General features: G+C 66.8%; 14 protein-coding genes. 6 read left to right on the forward strand and 8 right to left on the reverse strand.

What is annotated here, in order from left to right; all coding sequences use genetic code 11:
• Positions 1-23 precede the first annotated feature (23 nt).
• The 7 genes from trpC to ON45_RS20820 all read right to left on the reverse strand — a co-directional run bounded on the left by trpC (position 24) and on the right by ON45_RS20820 (position 6,993).
• Positions 24-815 carry an indole-3-glycerol phosphate synthase TrpC gene (gene trpC, locus ON45_RS01345; RefSeq protein WP_040491215.1) on the reverse strand — a complete coding sequence of 264 codons (792 nt, stop codon included), beginning with the start codon at positions 813-815 and terminating at the stop codon, positions 24-26.
• A complete protein-coding gene (locus ON45_RS01350; RefSeq protein WP_040491216.1) occupies positions 812-1,120 on the reverse strand; it encodes a putative quinol monooxygenase in 309 nt (102 codons plus the stop codon). Before ON45_RS01350 ends, trpC begins: the two co-directional genes overlap by 4 nt.
• 25 nt (positions 1,121-1,145) lie before the next feature.
• Positions 1,146-2,456 carry a glycine--tRNA ligase gene (locus ON45_RS01355; RefSeq protein WP_040491218.1) on the reverse strand — a complete coding sequence of 437 codons (1,311 nt, stop codon included), beginning with the start codon at positions 2,454-2,456 and terminating at the stop codon, positions 1,146-1,148.
• Between the two features lie 145 nt (positions 2,457-2,601).
• Entirely contained in the window at positions 2,602-3,555 is a 954-nt protein-coding gene (locus ON45_RS01360) for a type IV toxin-antitoxin system AbiEi family antitoxin domain-containing protein (protein WP_040491219.1), read from the reverse strand.
• A gap of 252 nt (positions 3,556-3,807) precedes the next feature.
• Positions 3,808-5,550, reverse strand: coding sequence for a vWA domain-containing protein (locus ON45_RS01365; RefSeq protein ID WP_148288470.1), 1,743 nt, complete (start codon positions 5,548-5,550; stop codon positions 3,808-3,810).
• A 112-nt stretch (positions 5,551-5,662) separates the two neighbouring features.
• Positions 5,663-6,391 (reverse strand): DNA repair protein RecO, encoded by a 729-nt coding sequence (gene recO, locus ON45_RS01370; RefSeq protein WP_040491221.1) that lies wholly within the window; start codon positions 6,389-6,391, stop codon positions 5,663-5,665.
• Entirely contained in the window at positions 6,388-6,993 is a 606-nt protein-coding gene (locus ON45_RS20820) for an undecaprenyl diphosphate synthase family protein (protein ID WP_148288471.1), read from the reverse strand. Before ON45_RS20820 ends, recO begins: the two co-directional genes overlap by 4 nt.
• An 88-nt stretch (positions 6,994-7,081) precedes the next feature.
• Between ON45_RS20820 and uppS the strand changes: the two genes are divergently transcribed.
• The 4 genes from uppS (at position 7,082) to ON45_RS01395 (ending at position 10,652) form a co-directional block, all read left to right on the forward strand.
• Complete coding sequence (gene uppS / locus ON45_RS01380; RefSeq protein WP_051062237.1) at positions 7,082-7,810, forward strand: polyprenyl diphosphate synthase; 729 nt, start codon at positions 7,082-7,084, stop codon at positions 7,808-7,810.
• The gene (locus tag ON45_RS01385; protein ID WP_051062238.1) at positions 7,807-9,696 is read left to right on the forward strand and encodes an ATP-dependent DNA helicase; all 1,890 of its coding nucleotides are present in this window, start codon (positions 7,807-7,809) and stop codon (positions 9,694-9,696) included. The genes uppS and ON45_RS01385 overlap by 4 nt, the downstream gene beginning before the upstream one ends.
• Before the next feature lie 101 nt (positions 9,697-9,797).
• Positions 9,798-10,235, forward strand: a complete 438-nt coding sequence (locus tag ON45_RS23565; RefSeq protein WP_040491223.1) for a DUF6325 family protein — start codon at positions 9,798-9,800, stop codon at positions 10,233-10,235.
• 54 nt (positions 10,236-10,289) lie between these two features.
• Complete coding sequence (locus ON45_RS01395) at positions 10,290-10,652, forward strand: SHOCT domain-containing protein (RefSeq protein WP_206537617.1); 363 nt, start codon at positions 10,290-10,292, stop codon at positions 10,650-10,652.
• A 38-nt stretch (positions 10,653-10,690) separates the two neighbouring features.
• Here ON45_RS01395 and fbaA read toward each other — a convergent pair whose 3' ends face one another.
• On the reverse strand, positions 10,691-11,785 hold the full coding sequence (gene fbaA / locus ON45_RS01400) for a class II fructose-bisphosphate aldolase (protein ID WP_040491225.1): 1,095 nt from the start codon (positions 11,783-11,785) through the stop codon (positions 10,691-10,693).
• Positions 11,786-11,838: 53 nt separating this feature from the next.
• On the opposite strand from fbaA, the gene ON45_RS01405 reads away from it, so the two are divergent.
• Together ON45_RS01405 and ON45_RS01410 are read left to right on the forward strand one after the other, a co-directional pair.
• On the forward strand, positions 11,839-12,582 hold the full coding sequence (locus tag ON45_RS01405; RefSeq protein ID WP_051062239.1) for an enoyl-CoA hydratase-related protein: 744 nt from the start codon (positions 11,839-11,841) through the stop codon (positions 12,580-12,582).
• Between the two features lie 73 nt (positions 12,583-12,655).
• A complete protein-coding gene (locus ON45_RS01410; protein ID WP_040491227.1) occupies positions 12,656-14,473 on the forward strand; it encodes an AMP-dependent synthetase/ligase in 1,818 nt (605 codons plus the stop codon).
• The last annotated feature ends 65 nt before the right edge of the window (positions 14,474-14,538 follow it).

The raw sequence follows: 14,538 nt of genomic DNA on the forward strand, positions 1-14,538 counted from the left end.
TCGAGCCGTGATCGGCTACGTCGTCAGAGGCGCTCGTCGTCGCCGATCAGTTGGGCGATCGATGCGGCCGGGTCGGAACTGGTCACCAGCGTCTCGCCGACCAGGACCGCGTCGTAGCCGGCCGATTCGAGCCGACGGGCGTCGGCGGCGCCGCGCACACCCGACTCGGCGACCTTCACCGCGGAGTCAGGGATCACTCCAGCCATACGCTCCGCGCGTTCGTGGTCGACCTGAAACGTGACCAGATCGCGCTGGTTGACGCCGATCAGCGTCGCATCGGCGGCGAGGGCGAGTTCGAGCTCCGCCTCGTCGTGGATCTCGACGAGGACGTCGAGGCCGATCTCGGTGGCGAGCCGGTGCAGGTCGACCAACTCCGAACGATCGAGCGCTGCGGCGATCAGGAGCACGCAGTCGGCCCCCATCAACCGGGCGTCGACGACGTCGAGGGCGCTCACCGTGAAGTCCTTCCTGAGCACCGGGAGTGCGCACGACTCCCGCGCGATCTGGAGATCGCTGACCGAGCCACCGAAGTGCGGAGTGTCGGTGAGCACCGAGAGGCACGATGCGCCCCCGTCCTCGTAGCAGCGCGCCATCTCCGCCGGATCGAGATCTGCGTGGAGGTCGCCCTTCGAGGGCGAACGCCGTTTGATTTCCGAGATCACGCCGAGTCGGGCACGCGCCGCGAGCGCGTGGCGGAACCCACGCGTCGGAGCCATGTCGGCCGTGGCCGCGACCATCTCATCGATGCTGCGCGCATCGGCCGCCGCGGCGGCGCGATGGTGCGCGAGAATTGCGTCGAGGTAGGTGGCGGTCACAGACCCTTGCCGCGTACCGGATTGCACACCGTGATCTCGGGACGGCCACCGGCGAGCGGACGCAGAGCCATGCCGAGCTCCTTCATCGTGTCACTCGAGCTGTGCGCAGCGAGCGCTTCCTGGCTCGCGTACTCCTCGTACATCCAGATCACGTTCTCGTCCGTCGTGTCCTCGGTCAGGATGTACTGGATCGTGTCGGGCTCGTTGGCCTCGACGTGATCCATCATGGGACCCATGGCAGCGATCAGTTCGCTGCGCTTTCCCTCGAGTGCGGTGATCTTGGCGATGACAGAAACCTTGCTCATGGCCGCAACCTACTTCTGACCGGAGTCAGAAGCCCAGACGGTCGCCGACCGTCGAGAGCAACTCGTCGATCGGAACACGGATCTGCTCGGTGGTGTCCCGGTCGCGGATCGTCACGGCGTTGTCGTCGAGCGAGTCGAAGTCGACGGTCACCGCGAGCGGCGTCCCGATCTCGTCCTGTCGGCGGTAGCGCTTCCCGATGTTCTGGGTCTCGTCGTAGTCGACCATGTAGCGATCGGACAGGAGCTTGCGGACCTCGTGCGCGAGCGGCGTGAGCGTGTCCTTCTTGCTCAGCGGAAGCACGGCCACCTTGTACGGGGCGAGGCGCGGATGGAGCCGCAGCACGGTGCGTGATTCGCCGTTCACCTCGTCCTCGTCGTAGGCCGCGAGGAGGAAGGCAGCCATCGTGCGGGTCGCACCGGCGGCGGGCTCGATCACGTAGGGCACGTAGCGCTCGTTGGTCTGCGGGTCGAAGTAGTCGAGCCGCTCCCCCGACACCCCAGCGTGCGCCTTGAGGTCGTAGTCGGTGCGCTGTGCGATCCCTTCGAGTTCGTCGAAGCCCCAGGGGAACTTGAACTCGACGTCGGACGTCCCGGTCGAATAGTGCGACAACTCGTCCTCGTCGTGGGGCCGCAGGATCAACATCTCGGCGGGAATCCCGTGCTCGATGTACCAGTTGAGCCGCTCGTTGCACCAGTACTCGTACCACTGCTCGCTCTCGGCGGGCGGGACGAAGAACTCCATCTCCATCTGTTCGAACTCGCGGGTCCGGAAGATCCAGTTCTGCGGGGTGATCTCGTTGCGGAACGACTTGCCGACCTGGGCGATCCCGAACGGCGGCTTCTTGCGGCTCGTCTGCAGCACTTGGCCGAAGTTGGTGAACATGCCCTGTGCGGTCTCCGGACGCAGGTACGCGTCCGCGCCGGTGCCCTCGACCGGTCCGGCCTGGGTCTTGAACATCAGGTTGAACTCGCGGGCTTCCGTGAAGCTGTTCTTCGCATCGCAATTCGGGCAGATGTCCGGGTTCTCGAGCTTGTCGAGGCGATAGCGGTTCTTGCAGTTCGTGCAGTCGACCAGCGGGTCGGAGAAGTTGGCGAGGTGCCCCGACGCCTGCCACACCTGCGGCGGGCTGAGGATCGCGGCGTCGATGAGCACCACGTCGTCGCGCTGCTGCACCATCGATCGCAGCCAGGCGTCCTTGACGTTCCGGAGGAGGAGTGATCCGAGCGGGCCGTAGTCGTAGGTCGATCGGAACCCGCCGTAGATCTCTGCGGACTGGTAGACGAACCCCCGGCGCTTGCAGAGGGAGACGATCTGTTCGAGGTCGGTTGCGGCCATACAGCCCGCAAGGCTACGGCCCGCCACCCCGCCTTGACCCGAACGATTCCCCGTTCCGGTGAGATGTGAGACCACCCCTCCGCCCCAACTCTCACCGCAGCTCGCTCCCGAGGTCTCCGGTGAGATGTGAGACCACGTGCCCGTCTCACATCTCACCGACGAACGACGAGGCGCGCCGGCGGAGGTGAGCGACTTCGTCTGCGAGTGCGCGGATGCTTGCGTCGAGCGCTCGGCCGAACTGGGACGGTCCGAGGCGTCTGACCGTCCAGCCCTCTCGCCGCGCGGCATCGTCGCGCGCCGCATCAGCTCGAGAGCCGATGGTCTCGCGATGGGTCGGGAAGCCGTCGACCTCGACCGCCCATCGGAGCTCGGGAATCGCCAGGTCGAACCTCACGTTCCCGAATCCACGCAGCCGCACCGCGTACTGACGCACCAGGTCCTCGACGCCGCACGCGCGCAACCGATCGCCGACGATGACCTCCAGGTGGGATTCCGCTGCAGGACCATCGATCCGTCGACGCACGATCTCGAGATATCTCCGGAGCCAGCGGCGCCGCGGGCTCACCCAGTCGATCGCGGCCGCGATCATGTCGGGGGTGTCGTGACGGCCATCCTGCATGCACTGTTCGACGACCGAGGTCAGATCTCGATCGTCCAGGAAACGAGCGAGGTCCAGCGCCAGCCGGGGACGATCGAGGACGCGGATCCCGTCGTCACGTTCGAGCACATCGACGCGTCGCAGCGTCGGGGTGCGGAAGACCTTGACCCATCGGGCGAGGGTCGGATGCGAGTGCGGCGGCGCGATGACGTGGATCCGCTGGTCGGCGGGCATGCGTCGGAGGCCATACAAGCGACCGGCAGTCGGACCGCCGATGACCAGTTCGGGGTGGGCGCGGCAGACGGCTGCCGAACGTTGGAGCTCATCGTCGCTGACCGACGGGCTCCGATACGCGCCGGGGAGCGCGAGCTCGAGAGCACCTCGTCGGACGATGTCCTTGATCTGTGCTCGATGCAATCCGGCCTGGATCAGATCCTCGACCGATGCCACGCCGTGCTGGCGGGCGAGAACCGCGTGGGCCGCGGCGCTGAGATCACTCATGTTCCTCCTCACATCGTCGTGCTCGGAGGGAGTCGGCGTCGTCAACCTATCCAGGCCCTGCCCTCTTCGTCGGACCTCCTCGCCACCGGTGAGATGTGAGAGCAACAGGGGCTCCGAACTCTCACCGGAAGCGACGAGGCGGCCGTTCCGGTGAGATGTGAGCGGACCAGGTCGTCTCACATCTCACCGGAACGGGGTTGGCGGGATCGGGGTCGGGGCGGGTGGCGGGGGTGCGCCGGGCGCTCCGTCCACTCAGGAGGAGAGGTCGGCGGCCTGGCGGGTCAGGTCGGCGAGTTCGTCGACGTCGTCGTCGTCGAGCACGTCGGCCAGTCGGTCGACCTCCTCGGCCAGAGCATCGATGTCGACGTCGTCGGCGTACGGGTTGTCGCGGAGCTTCTCGGCGAGGGTCGCGACGACGGTCGCGAGCTGGAAGTCGTCGGCGGTGTCGAACCACTGCGGTTCGATATCGCGCAGGTCGACGTCCTCGTCGATCTCGGTGACTTCACCCGAGGCGGGGTCCTCCCAGCGCAGTGCGACGATCCCGAGTTCGGCACGGTCGTCGAGGCTGACATCGTCGACGAGGTCGAGTTCGTACATCGCCGTCACCTGGTGGCCGGCGCCCAACTCACCGGCATCCACGGTGTCATCGCGGAAGTCGCTGTCGCGCACACCACGGTTCTCGAACCCGATCAGGCGATACGACTCGACGAACTGCTCGTCGAACTCCACCTGGATCTTGGCGTCCTTCGCGACGGTCAAGAGCGTCGAGGTCAACTCGTCCTCGAACAGCCGCTCGGCCTCGTCGATCGTGTCGACGTAGGCGTAGAAGCCGTCACCGTTGTCGGCCAGCTGTTCCATCGTGACGTCGTTGAAGTTGCCCATCCCGAACCCGACCGTCACCAGGTCGATGCCCTCGTCGGCGTCCTCCCGGATCATGGCGGCCAGATCGTCGGGATCGGTGACGCCGGAGTTGGCGACCCCGTCCGAGGCCAGCACCACCCGATTGATTCCTTCGCTGTCGAACGCTTCGCGGGCCAGGCCGTACCCCTCACGCAAGCCGGACTCGAGGTTCGTCGATCCGCCGGGTCCGAGCTCGTCGATGGCGTCGAGAATCCGGTCGCTGTCGCGCACCGGGGTCGGTTCCAGGACGACACCGGAGTCGTCGCTGTAGGTCACGATCGCCACGGTGTCGTCATCGTTCAGCTCGTCGACCAGCACGCCGAGCGACTCCTTCACGAGCCCGAGTCGGTCGTCGCGGTCCATCGAGCCGGACGTGTCGATCACGAACGTCAGCGCGGCCGGCCCACGATCCTCGTCCTCGACCACTTCGCCCTGGACTCCCACCCGTACGAGCACGTTGTCGTCGTCGAACGGAGACGGCCCACCGTCGACCGAGATGTCGAGACCGTCTCGCGGTGCGTCGTAGTCGTAGTCGAACGCGTTGACGTACTCCTCGGGGCGAACCGATTCGATCGGCGGGAGCGACCTCTCGTCGAGATAGCGACGTGCGATCGAGTAGCTGCCGGTGTCGACATCGAGCGCGAACGTCGACAGCGGGTCGTCGGTCGTCGCGATGAACTCGCGGTAGCCGTAGTCCTGGAATCGATTGTCGTCGAAGCGGTCCTCGGCGTCGTCGGGCGATTCATCGAACAAGCCGTCGCCCTCGACGTCCACCGGCGCCGAGCGATCCTCGCCCGGTTCGAAATCCGCGTCGAACTCCGAGTCGTCGGCGCTCGCCGCGTCCTCGGCTTCCTCCATCGCCTCGGTCTCCTCGGCGGCTTCGGGCGGAGCGACGTTCGGGGCCGCGGTCGTCGCCGGCCGGCTGAACTCGCCTTCGGCATCTCCGCCCTCGGCCCCGTCACCGGTGCGACCGGCATCGACGTCGGCGGTCTCGGACTCATCCGAGGTCTGCTCGACGCCGGAATCGTCGTCGGCGCCGGCGCATGCGGCCAAGATCGTCCCCACCGCCACGACCGCCGCCATTGTCTTGCTCACGTTGCTGTGCTGCATGTCACGTTGGACGTCAGCACACGGCAAACGGGTTCCCGACGTCATCGAATCGACACACGCAACGTGCCGAGCAGCCGGACGATGCAGCCGGAACGACTCAGTGGGCTTCGAACATGGCGACGGCCTTCAGACGCCGCTCGATCTGGTACTCGAGTGCCCGGGTCGCGAGCGCCGATACCTCGTGAGTCGCCGGTGATTCCTCCTGGCGGAGCGCGTGCTGGAGACGCCCACCGAGGATGTCGCGGAGCAGCCCGAGCGCCGCCGGACTGATCGCCTGCCCCGAGCGACAGGACCGGCACAGGACGCCGCCCTCGTTGAGATCGAACGCCACCAGCTGGACCGCCGGCTCCGATCCGTGGCACCGCACGCACTCGTCGAGTTGCGGCGAGAACCCCTCGCGGGCCAGCAGCTTCCAGTAGAACGCGGGAACGTTCAGCGGCGAGGGTTCGGCGGCGATCGTGCGCAGCACGCCGACCAGCATCTTGTAGAGCTGCGGGTTCGGCTCGCGTTCCAGTGAGAGCTGGTCGACGGCTTCGAGCGCGGCCAGCCCCTGCGATGCTCGGTCGAGCGACGACAGCATCGGAGACAGCGGCTCGACCGCCTCGGCCTGGCTGACGATGTCGAGTTCCCGACCGCGGTACAAGAGAAGCTTGACGTGGCTCATCGGCTCGAGCCGTGCGCCGAACTTGGACCGCGTCTTGCGGACGCCCTTCGCGACCGCGCGCACCTTGCCGTTGTCACGCGTGTGGATCACGACGATCTTGTCGGACTCGCGCAACTTGTACGTGCGCAGCACGACTCCGGTGTCGTGATAGAGCCCGCTCAACCGACCGACTCGTCGGATTCGTCGAGCCCTCCGAAACGCCGCTCACGCTGGGCGAAATCGGCGATCGCCTCGACCAGATGGTCCTTCGTGAGTTCGTCCCACTCCATCGGACGGAACACGAGTTCACCGTAGGCGAGTTCCCACACGAGCGAGGGCGGAAGTCGGGTCGGTTCCCCGAGCACGACGATGAGGTCGGGTTCGTAGTCGGCGGGTGCATACAGCATCTCCGACACGGTCGCCTCGTTGATCGGCTCGTCGGCGGGAAGCTCGGCCATCGCCTGCGCGAAGCGGGACCGTCCGTCGCCGTTCGGATCGATGATGACGAGGCATCCATCGACGTGGCGCTCCCACCCGGTGCTGTCGCTCGGGCGGGTACCCGGCTCGAACGCCCGCAGCGTCAGGTAGGTCGCTCCGGCGTTCGCAGCGACTGCGCCGAGCTCACTCACCCGCTGGTCCCAACGCTTCACCCCCAGATCGTCCCAGTCGCCGAGCGTGCCACCGACCACCATGACGTGGCGCAGGAACTGACGCGTCGGGTCGTGAGCCACCAGCGAATCGCTGAGCGCCTCCTCGGGCGCGTCGGTGAACGGGGGCGTCGACACTCCCCCATCATTCCACAGGTCGGACACGATCCGGCGGAGGAACCATCGTCTCTCCCGTCCGATTCCGACCCCACTACCCTGACCTGTCGTGCCGCACGATCCCACTCCGGTCGACGCCTCTCATGGCGGGGACGCACCCGGCGAGCGCCGGCACCCCGGCCTGCACGTCGCGTGCATCATGGACGGCAACGGCCGGTGGGCCGGACGACGCGGACTCCCCCGCACCGAGGGTCACACCGAAGGTGAGGAGAACCTCGCCCGACTCGTGCGGGTCGCGGTGCAACGCGACATCGGCTATCTCACCGTGTTCGGCTTCTCCACCGAGAACTGGCGACGACCGCGGCCCGAGGTGCGCCACATTCTCGGCTTGCACGAGAAGCTGTTCGGACGCGTCGCCGAACTGAACGAGCTCGACGTCCGCATTCAGTGGATCGGGCGCCCGTTCGACTCTCGCGAGGCGCGCACCCCGCGGTACGTCCAGCGCGCGATCCGCAAGGCGATCCAGGACACGGCGGGCAACACCGGGATGACGCTCACGGTGGCGTTCGACTACGGCGGCCGCTCCGAACTCGTGAGCGCGGTCGAGAAAGCGCGCGACGACCCGCACGGGATCACCACCGACTCGATCTCACGCAACCTCTATCTCCCGGACCTGCCACCCGTCGACGTCCTCGTGCGCACGAGCGGCGAGCGCCGCGTCTCGAACTTCCTGCTCTGGCAGGCCGCCGGTGCGGCGATCTACTTCACGGATGCGCCGTGGCCGGAGTTCGATGCCGCCGAACTCGACGCGGCCCTCGAGTTGGTTCCCACTTCGTGACCGAGCAAACCGGCCGCAGGGTCGCCCTGCTCGACACCGTCACCGCCGCGCTGGAACGGAGCGAGATCCGGACCGGACAACACGAGATGGCGGCCCTGGTCGAGCAGGCGATCGAGTCCAAGCGCCACCTGGTCATCCAGGCAGGCACCGGGACGGGCAAGACGCTCGCCTACCTCGTCCCCGCGCTGATGTCGGGGTCGTCGGTCGTGGTCGCAACGGCGACCAAGGCACTTCAGGACCAACTCGCCTCGAAGGACCTTCCCTTCCTCGCGGAGCACCTCGGCATCGACTTCGATTGGTCGATCCTCAAAGGACGCAGCAACTACGTCTGCCTCCAGCGGCTCAGCGAGATGGCGAACCCCGATCAGGGGATGCTCGAGCTCGACACCATGGCCGTGGTGACCAAGGCGGAGATCAAACGGCTGGCGGACTGGTCGGCGACCAGCAGGACCGGCGATGTCGCGGAACTCGACTGGACTCCGACCGACAACGCCTGGCGTTCGGTGAGCGTCGGCTCCGACGAGTGCCCCGGCGCCGATCGTTGTCCGCAAGGTGCTGGGTGCTTCGCCGAGGAGGCGCGCCGCCGTTCACAGGCCGCCGACGTGGTCGTGGTGAACACCCACCTCTACGGGCTCAACGTCGCCTCCGACAACGCGATTCTGCCCGACCACGACGTGGTCATCTTCGACGAGGCGCACGTGCTCGAGGACATCATGAGCGACACGGTCGGCGTGCAGATCTCCCCGGGACGATTCGTCGCGCTCTCCGGAACGATTCGGCGAATCCTCGACGATCCCCGGCTGGTCGGAGGTGTCGCCGAGCTGGGCGAGTCACTCCGCGACGTGCTCGAACCACACCTCGGAGCGCGGCTCACGACCCCGCTCCCCGACTCGATCCAGGAACCGCTCTCGGCGGCGCGACTGAAGCTCGGAGAAGCGAACGACGCACTCGCGGCGATCGACACGAACAACGAAGATGCGAAGCAACGCAAGTTGCGGGCGCAGACGATGACGGGACGTTCGATCCAGCAACTCGACATCGCGATCGAGGGCCGAGCCGGCTACGTCGCGTTCGTGTCCGGTTCGCGCGACTCTCCGCGCCTCGAGATCGCACCGCTCGACGTCGGCCCGACGATGAACGAGGCCGTGTGGAAACAACGCACGGCGATCCTCACGAGCGCGACCATCCCGTCGTCGCTGGCGCGTCGGGTGGGGATGTCGGAGGAGGACGTGGACACCGTCGACGTCGGCAGCCCGTTCGACTACGAGTCGAACTCGATGCTGTACTGCGCGATCCACCTCCCCAACCCGAACTCCCCGGACTTCCGCGCCCAGGCGAACGACGAACTCGAGGCACTCATCAACGCGGCCGGCGGTCGGACGCTCGCCCTCTTCACGAGCTATCGGGCGATGGACGAAGCGGCCGAGGAGATGCGCGAGCGCCTCGATGTTCCGGTTCTGACGCAGCGGGACATGCCCAAGACGGCGTTGGTGAAGGCGTTCGCCGACGACGAGGCGACGTGCCTGTTCGCGACGGCTGGGCTGTTCCAAGGCGTCGACGTTCCGGGCAACACCCTGTCTCTGGTCGTCATCGATCGCATCCCGTTCCCGCGTCCCGACGACCCGTTGCTGTCGGCGCGCCGGGACGAGTTGGGGCGGACCGCGTTCGGCGAGATCGACCTTCCGCGAGCCGCGATGATGCTGGCGCAGGCCGCGGGCAGGCTGATCCGCTCGTCCGCAGACACCGGAGTCGTCGCGGTCATGGATCCGCGCCTCGGCAAGGCCAACTACCGCTGGGACATCGTGCGCGCGCTGCCCCCGATGAAACGGACGCGACACCGCTCCGAGGTCGAGGAGTTCCTCCGCACGATCACCGGCTCGACCTGACCGGCTTCCTCGCGCGACGAGGCGTGTCGTCAGGTACCGACGGTCACTGTCGGTGCTGTACGGTTCCCCCGTCGAGCGAACTACCAACGGAGGTCCGACACATGGCACTGGGTCCCATCGAAGTCCTGGAAATCGCGTTCCCGGGGAATCAATTCAACGGCGCGATCATCCCCGAACTGGAGCGACTGGTCGAGAACGACACGATCGCGGTCATCGACGGTGTCGCCATCGTGAAGGGCGAGGACGGCGAGGTCGAGTTCGTCGAGTTCGGACAGGACGGCGCGAGCGAGTCGGTTCAACGCCTCGCCAACCTGCTCGATCAAGTCGAGGCGTTCATCTCCGACGACGACATCGAACAACTCGCGTCGGGCCTCGCTCCCAACAGCACCGGTGCCATTCTGGTGTTCGAACACACGTGGGCGAAGCCGTTCCGTGATGCGCTCGTCGACGCCGGCGGAATTCTCGCGGCGAACTTCCGCGTTCCGGCCGCCACCGTCGATGCACTGCTCGACGAACTCGACGACCTCGACGACGACTGACGTCCGCCAGGACGACCGAAACACCAAATACGACCGAGAACCAAGGAGAACACGATGAGACGACGGATGGGACGACCCGGACTGGTGGGAACGATGGCACGCACTGCGGTCATCGCCGGAACGGCGAACGCGACCGTGGGCGCCATGAACCGGCGCGGAGCGAGCAAGCAGGCCGCCGCTGCCGACAGTCAGGCGGCGCAGCAGGCAGCGTTCGAGGCGCAGGCGGAGGTTGCCGACCTCCAGGCGCAGCTCGACCGGGCACAGGCCACCGCTCCCGTGGCGCCGCCACCCCCTCCGGCCGCACCCGCCGGTGGCACCGACGTGGTCGCCGAACTGCAGAAGTTGGCCGACCTCAAGGCGGCGGGCATCCTCGACGACGCCGAATTCGCCGCCGCCAAAGCCAAACTCCTCAGCTGACGAGAGTGTTCATTGGTGACGGTCACCAATGAACATTCTCAGGCGAGGGTGCCGACGTTGTTGAGTTCGGTGAACGCCTGCTCGAGGCGCGTGCTGAAGCTGGTCTCACCGGCGCGGAGCCACACCCGCGGGTCGTAGCTCTTCTTGTTCGGGGCATCGGCACCCGTCGGGTTGCCGAGCTGGCCCTGCAGATAGTCGTGCTTGTCGGCCTCGTAGGCGCGGATGCCGTCCCAGAACGCCCACTGCAGGTCGGTGTCGATGTTCATCTTGACGACTCCGTATCCGAGCGCCTCGTCGATCTCGGCCGCGGTCGACCCCGACCCGCCGTGGAACACGAAGTTGACCGGCTTGCCGCCGTCGATCGCCGGGTCGGTGCCGAACTTGTCGGCCACGTACGCCTGTGCGTCGCGCAGGATCGTCGGCGTGAGCTTCACGTTGCCGGGCTTGTACACCCCGTGGACGTTGCCGAACGCCGCGGCGATCGTGAAGTTCGGGCTCACCTCGAGCAGCCGCTCGTACGCGTAGGCGACCTCCTCGGGCTTCGAGTACAGGTCCTCGGGGTTGGCATCGGAATTGTCGACGCCGTCCTCCTCACCGCCGGTGATCCCGAGTTCGATCTCGAGGGTCATGCCCATCGGAGCCATGCGCTTCAGATATTCGACGCAGACGTCGAGGTTCTCCTCCATCGGCTCCTCGGACAGGTCGAGCATGTGCGAGCTGAACAGCGGACCGCCGGTCGCTTCGAAATGCTCCTCGCCGGCATCGAGCAGCCCCGAGATCCATCCGAGCTTCGGCTTCGGGCAGTGGTCGGTGTGCAGGATCACACGCGCGTCGTAGGCGGCCGCCATCGTCTGCACGTGGCGGGCCCCCGCAATCGAACCCAGGATCGACGCCTGGTCGCCCTCGACCGGAACGTTCTTGCCGGCGACGAAGGCCGAACCGCTCGACGAGAACTGGATGATCACCGGACTGTTCAGTCGTCCAGCGGTCTCCATCACGGCGTTCATCGAGTTCGTGCCGATGCAGTTCGCCGCAGGCAATGCGAACTTCTCGGCCTTGGCGAGCGCGAAGACTTCGTTCACCGCCTCTCCGGTGAGGACGCCGGCGGGAAAATCGTTCTTGAGCTGGGTCACGGTGTCGAGTGTAGATCGCTGCGCGCGACTCACCGCCAGTACCTTGGCGAACCATGGGTGAACTCGTCACGGTCGACCTCTCCGCCTCCATCGCGACCATCACGATGGACTCGCAGCACAACCGAAACGCGCTCTCGGAGCAGCTCCTCGCGGAACTGCACGAGTGCATCGACGTGGCGGAGGAGAACGATGCGCGGGCGATCGTGCTGCGTCACGAGGGTCCTGCCTTCTGCGCAGGCGCCGATCTGAAGGAACGTTCCGACGGTCCGCCGGACGCGACACCGTTCGTCTCCGTCCTCGAGCGGCTCATGGACACCGAGCGCCCGACGATCGCCGCGGTCGATGGCGCCGTGCGAGCCGGTGGGATCGGGCTGATGGCATCGTGCGACCTCGTCGTGGTGAACGAGGCGACGACGTTCGCGCTCACCGAGGTCCGTATCGGTGTGGCCGCTGCGATCATCTCGGTGCCCATCCTCCGACGGGTGCCGGCCGGCAAGATCGCCGCAGCCATGCTCACGGGCGAAGTGTTCGACGCGGCCGACGCCCGCTCGATGGGCCTGGTCACCCACGTCAGCGACGACGTGACCGCAACGGTCACCACCCTGGTCGACGGTGTCCGCGCCGGCGCACCGCGCGCAGTGCGCGAGACCAAGGCGATCCTGAACACAGTGCCCGGCCAGAGCCGCGACGATGCGTTTGCTGCGATGGCCGCGCTGTCGAACGAGCTCTTCGCCGGTCCCGACGCGCAGATCGGCATGCAGGCGTTCCGTGAGAAGCGTCGCCCGACCTGGACCTGAGCCCCGTACGTCCCGGCGGGTGGCCGCCGCGACCCTTTCAGCGCCGCCCGAAGTCACGTGCGACAATGGGCACATGACGACGAGCCAGGACCTGTATGACCGCATCGACGGCAAGAACCTCGCGCATCGATTCCTCCGGAACGTGGAGCGCAACGGAGACGTCGAGGTCGTCAACTGGAAGACCAGTGCCGGCGACTGGGCCTCGAAGACGCTGAACGAGGTCGCCGACGACACCGCTCGCCTGGTCACCTCGCTGAAGGACCTCGGAGTCGGTCACGGCGACACCGTGGTGCTGATGATGCGCAACCGCGCGGAGTTCCACGCGATCGACATCGCCATCCTGTTCTGCGGCGCCACCCCGGTGTCGATCTACAACTCCTCGGCCCCCGATCAGATCCAGTACCTCGTGAACGACTGTGGTGCCAGCGTCGCGATCCTCGAAGACGACGGCTTCCTGCAGCGCTTCGATTCCGTGCGGGACAAGATCCCGACGATCGAGCACATCGCCGTCATCGAGGCCGAAGGTGCGCGGGACGACGTCGTGCGCTACAGCGACATGCTCGCCGCCGATCCGGCCGACCTGGCCGCCGAAGCCGACACAGCCACCCTCGACGACAGTGCCACCATCATCTACACCTCCGGCACGACCGGTCCGCCGAAGGGGGTCATGCTGAGCCACAGCAACATCGCCTGGACGCTCGAGTCGGTCGGCCAGTCGATGCGCGACCAGACCGACATCGACGACTTCGCCGGCAAGCGCCACGTGTCCTACCTCCCGATGGCCCACGTGATGGAGCGCCTCCTCGGCCACTACTACATGGTCGATTTCGCGACCCGCATCTTCTGCTGTCCCGAGACCGCCCAGATGCCCGCCGTGGTTCGCGAGACCAAGCCGCACGTGTTCATCGGGGTCCCGCGGGTGTGGGAGAAGATGTACGCGGGCCTCAACGCGGCACTCGCCGCCGACCCGGAAAAGGAGAAACAGTTCAACGACGGGGTCGCCGCGGCGATCCCGATCATGGCGAAGATGACCGCCGGCACCGCCACCGATGAGGAGATCGCCACGTGGAACTTCCTCGATGAGGTCGGGTTCAACACCGTGCGCGGCCTGATCGGGCTCGACGAAGTCGAGATCGGAATCTCGGGTGCCGCACCGATCCCGCCGGAGATCCTGGAATGGTTCCGGGCCATCGGGGTTCCGCTCAGCGAGGGCTACGGGATGAGCGAGACGACGGCGGTGCTGTCCTGGTCCGCGGCCGCCAAGCCGGGGTACGTCGGGCGGGCCGCCGTCGGCGTCGAGATGAAGATCGCCGAGGACGGCGAGGTGCTCGCCCGAGGCGGCAACATGTTCGAGGGCTACCTCGGGCTCCCCGACAAGACCGCGGAGACGATCGACGACGAGGGTTGGGTGCACACCGGGGACATCGGTGAGATCGACGACGACGGCTACCTCAAGATCGTCGACCGCAAGAAGGAGCTGATCATCACCGCCGGCGGCAAGAACATCAGTCCCGCCAACCTCGAGGCAGCACTCAAGATGATTCCGCTCGTCGGTCAGGCGTGCGCAGTCGGCGAGAAGCGGCCGTTCGTGGCGGCGCTCGTCGTGCTCGATCCCGACGCATCCGCGTCCTGGGCGGCCGAGCGCGGCCTCGAGGGTGACGAGGCGACCATGAGCGCGCTGGCCGAGCACCCCGATGTGATCGCCGAGGTGGAAGCGGGCCTCGCCGAGGCGATGGCGGACTTCAACAACGCCGAATCCGTCAAGAAGGTCAAGATCCTGGACGCCGAGTGGATGCCCGACACCGATCTGCTCACGCCGACGTCGAAGCTCAAGCGACGCGGCATCCTCGCCGCATTCGAGGCCGAGATCGAAGCCCTTTACGCCAAGTGAGCGTGACCGCTGGGGTCAGGCGATCAGGCGGTAGCCGACACCGCGCGAGGTGATGATCAGCTTCG

The organism is Ilumatobacter nonamiensis YM16-303, from assembly GCF_000350145.1.
GTDB classification, from domain to species: domain Bacteria; phylum Actinomycetota; class Acidimicrobiia; order Acidimicrobiales; family Ilumatobacteraceae; genus Ilumatobacter_A; species Ilumatobacter_A nonamiensis.

What these genes read in the sequence shown, in the direction of transcription:
- ON45_RS01395 (WP_206537617.1), top strand. Translation starts at nt 10,290, where the DNA reads ATGAGACGACGGATGGGACGACCCGGACTGGTGGGAACGATGGCACGC.
- ON45_RS01355 (WP_040491218.1), bottom strand. Translation starts at nt 2,456, where the DNA reads ATGGCCGCAACCGACCTCGAACAGATCGTCTCCCTCTGCAAGCGCCGG.
- ON45_RS01360 (WP_040491219.1), bottom strand. Translation starts at nt 3,555, where the DNA reads ATGAGTGATCTCAGCGCCGCGGCCCACGCGGTTCTCGCCCGCCAGCAC.
- ON45_RS01350 (WP_040491216.1), bottom strand. Translation starts at nt 1,120, where the DNA reads ATGAGCAAGGTTTCTGTCATCGCCAAGATCACCGCACTCGAGGGAAAG.
- ON45_RS01410 (WP_040491227.1), top strand. Translation starts at nt 12,656, where the DNA reads ATGACGACGAGCCAGGACCTGTATGACCGCATCGACGGCAAGAACCTC.
- ON45_RS23565 (WP_040491223.1), top strand. Translation starts at nt 9,798, where the DNA reads ATGGCACTGGGTCCCATCGAAGTCCTGGAAATCGCGTTCCCGGGGAAT.
- ON45_RS01405 (WP_051062239.1), top strand. Translation starts at nt 11,839, where the DNA reads ATGGGTGAACTCGTCACGGTCGACCTCTCCGCCTCCATCGCGACCATC.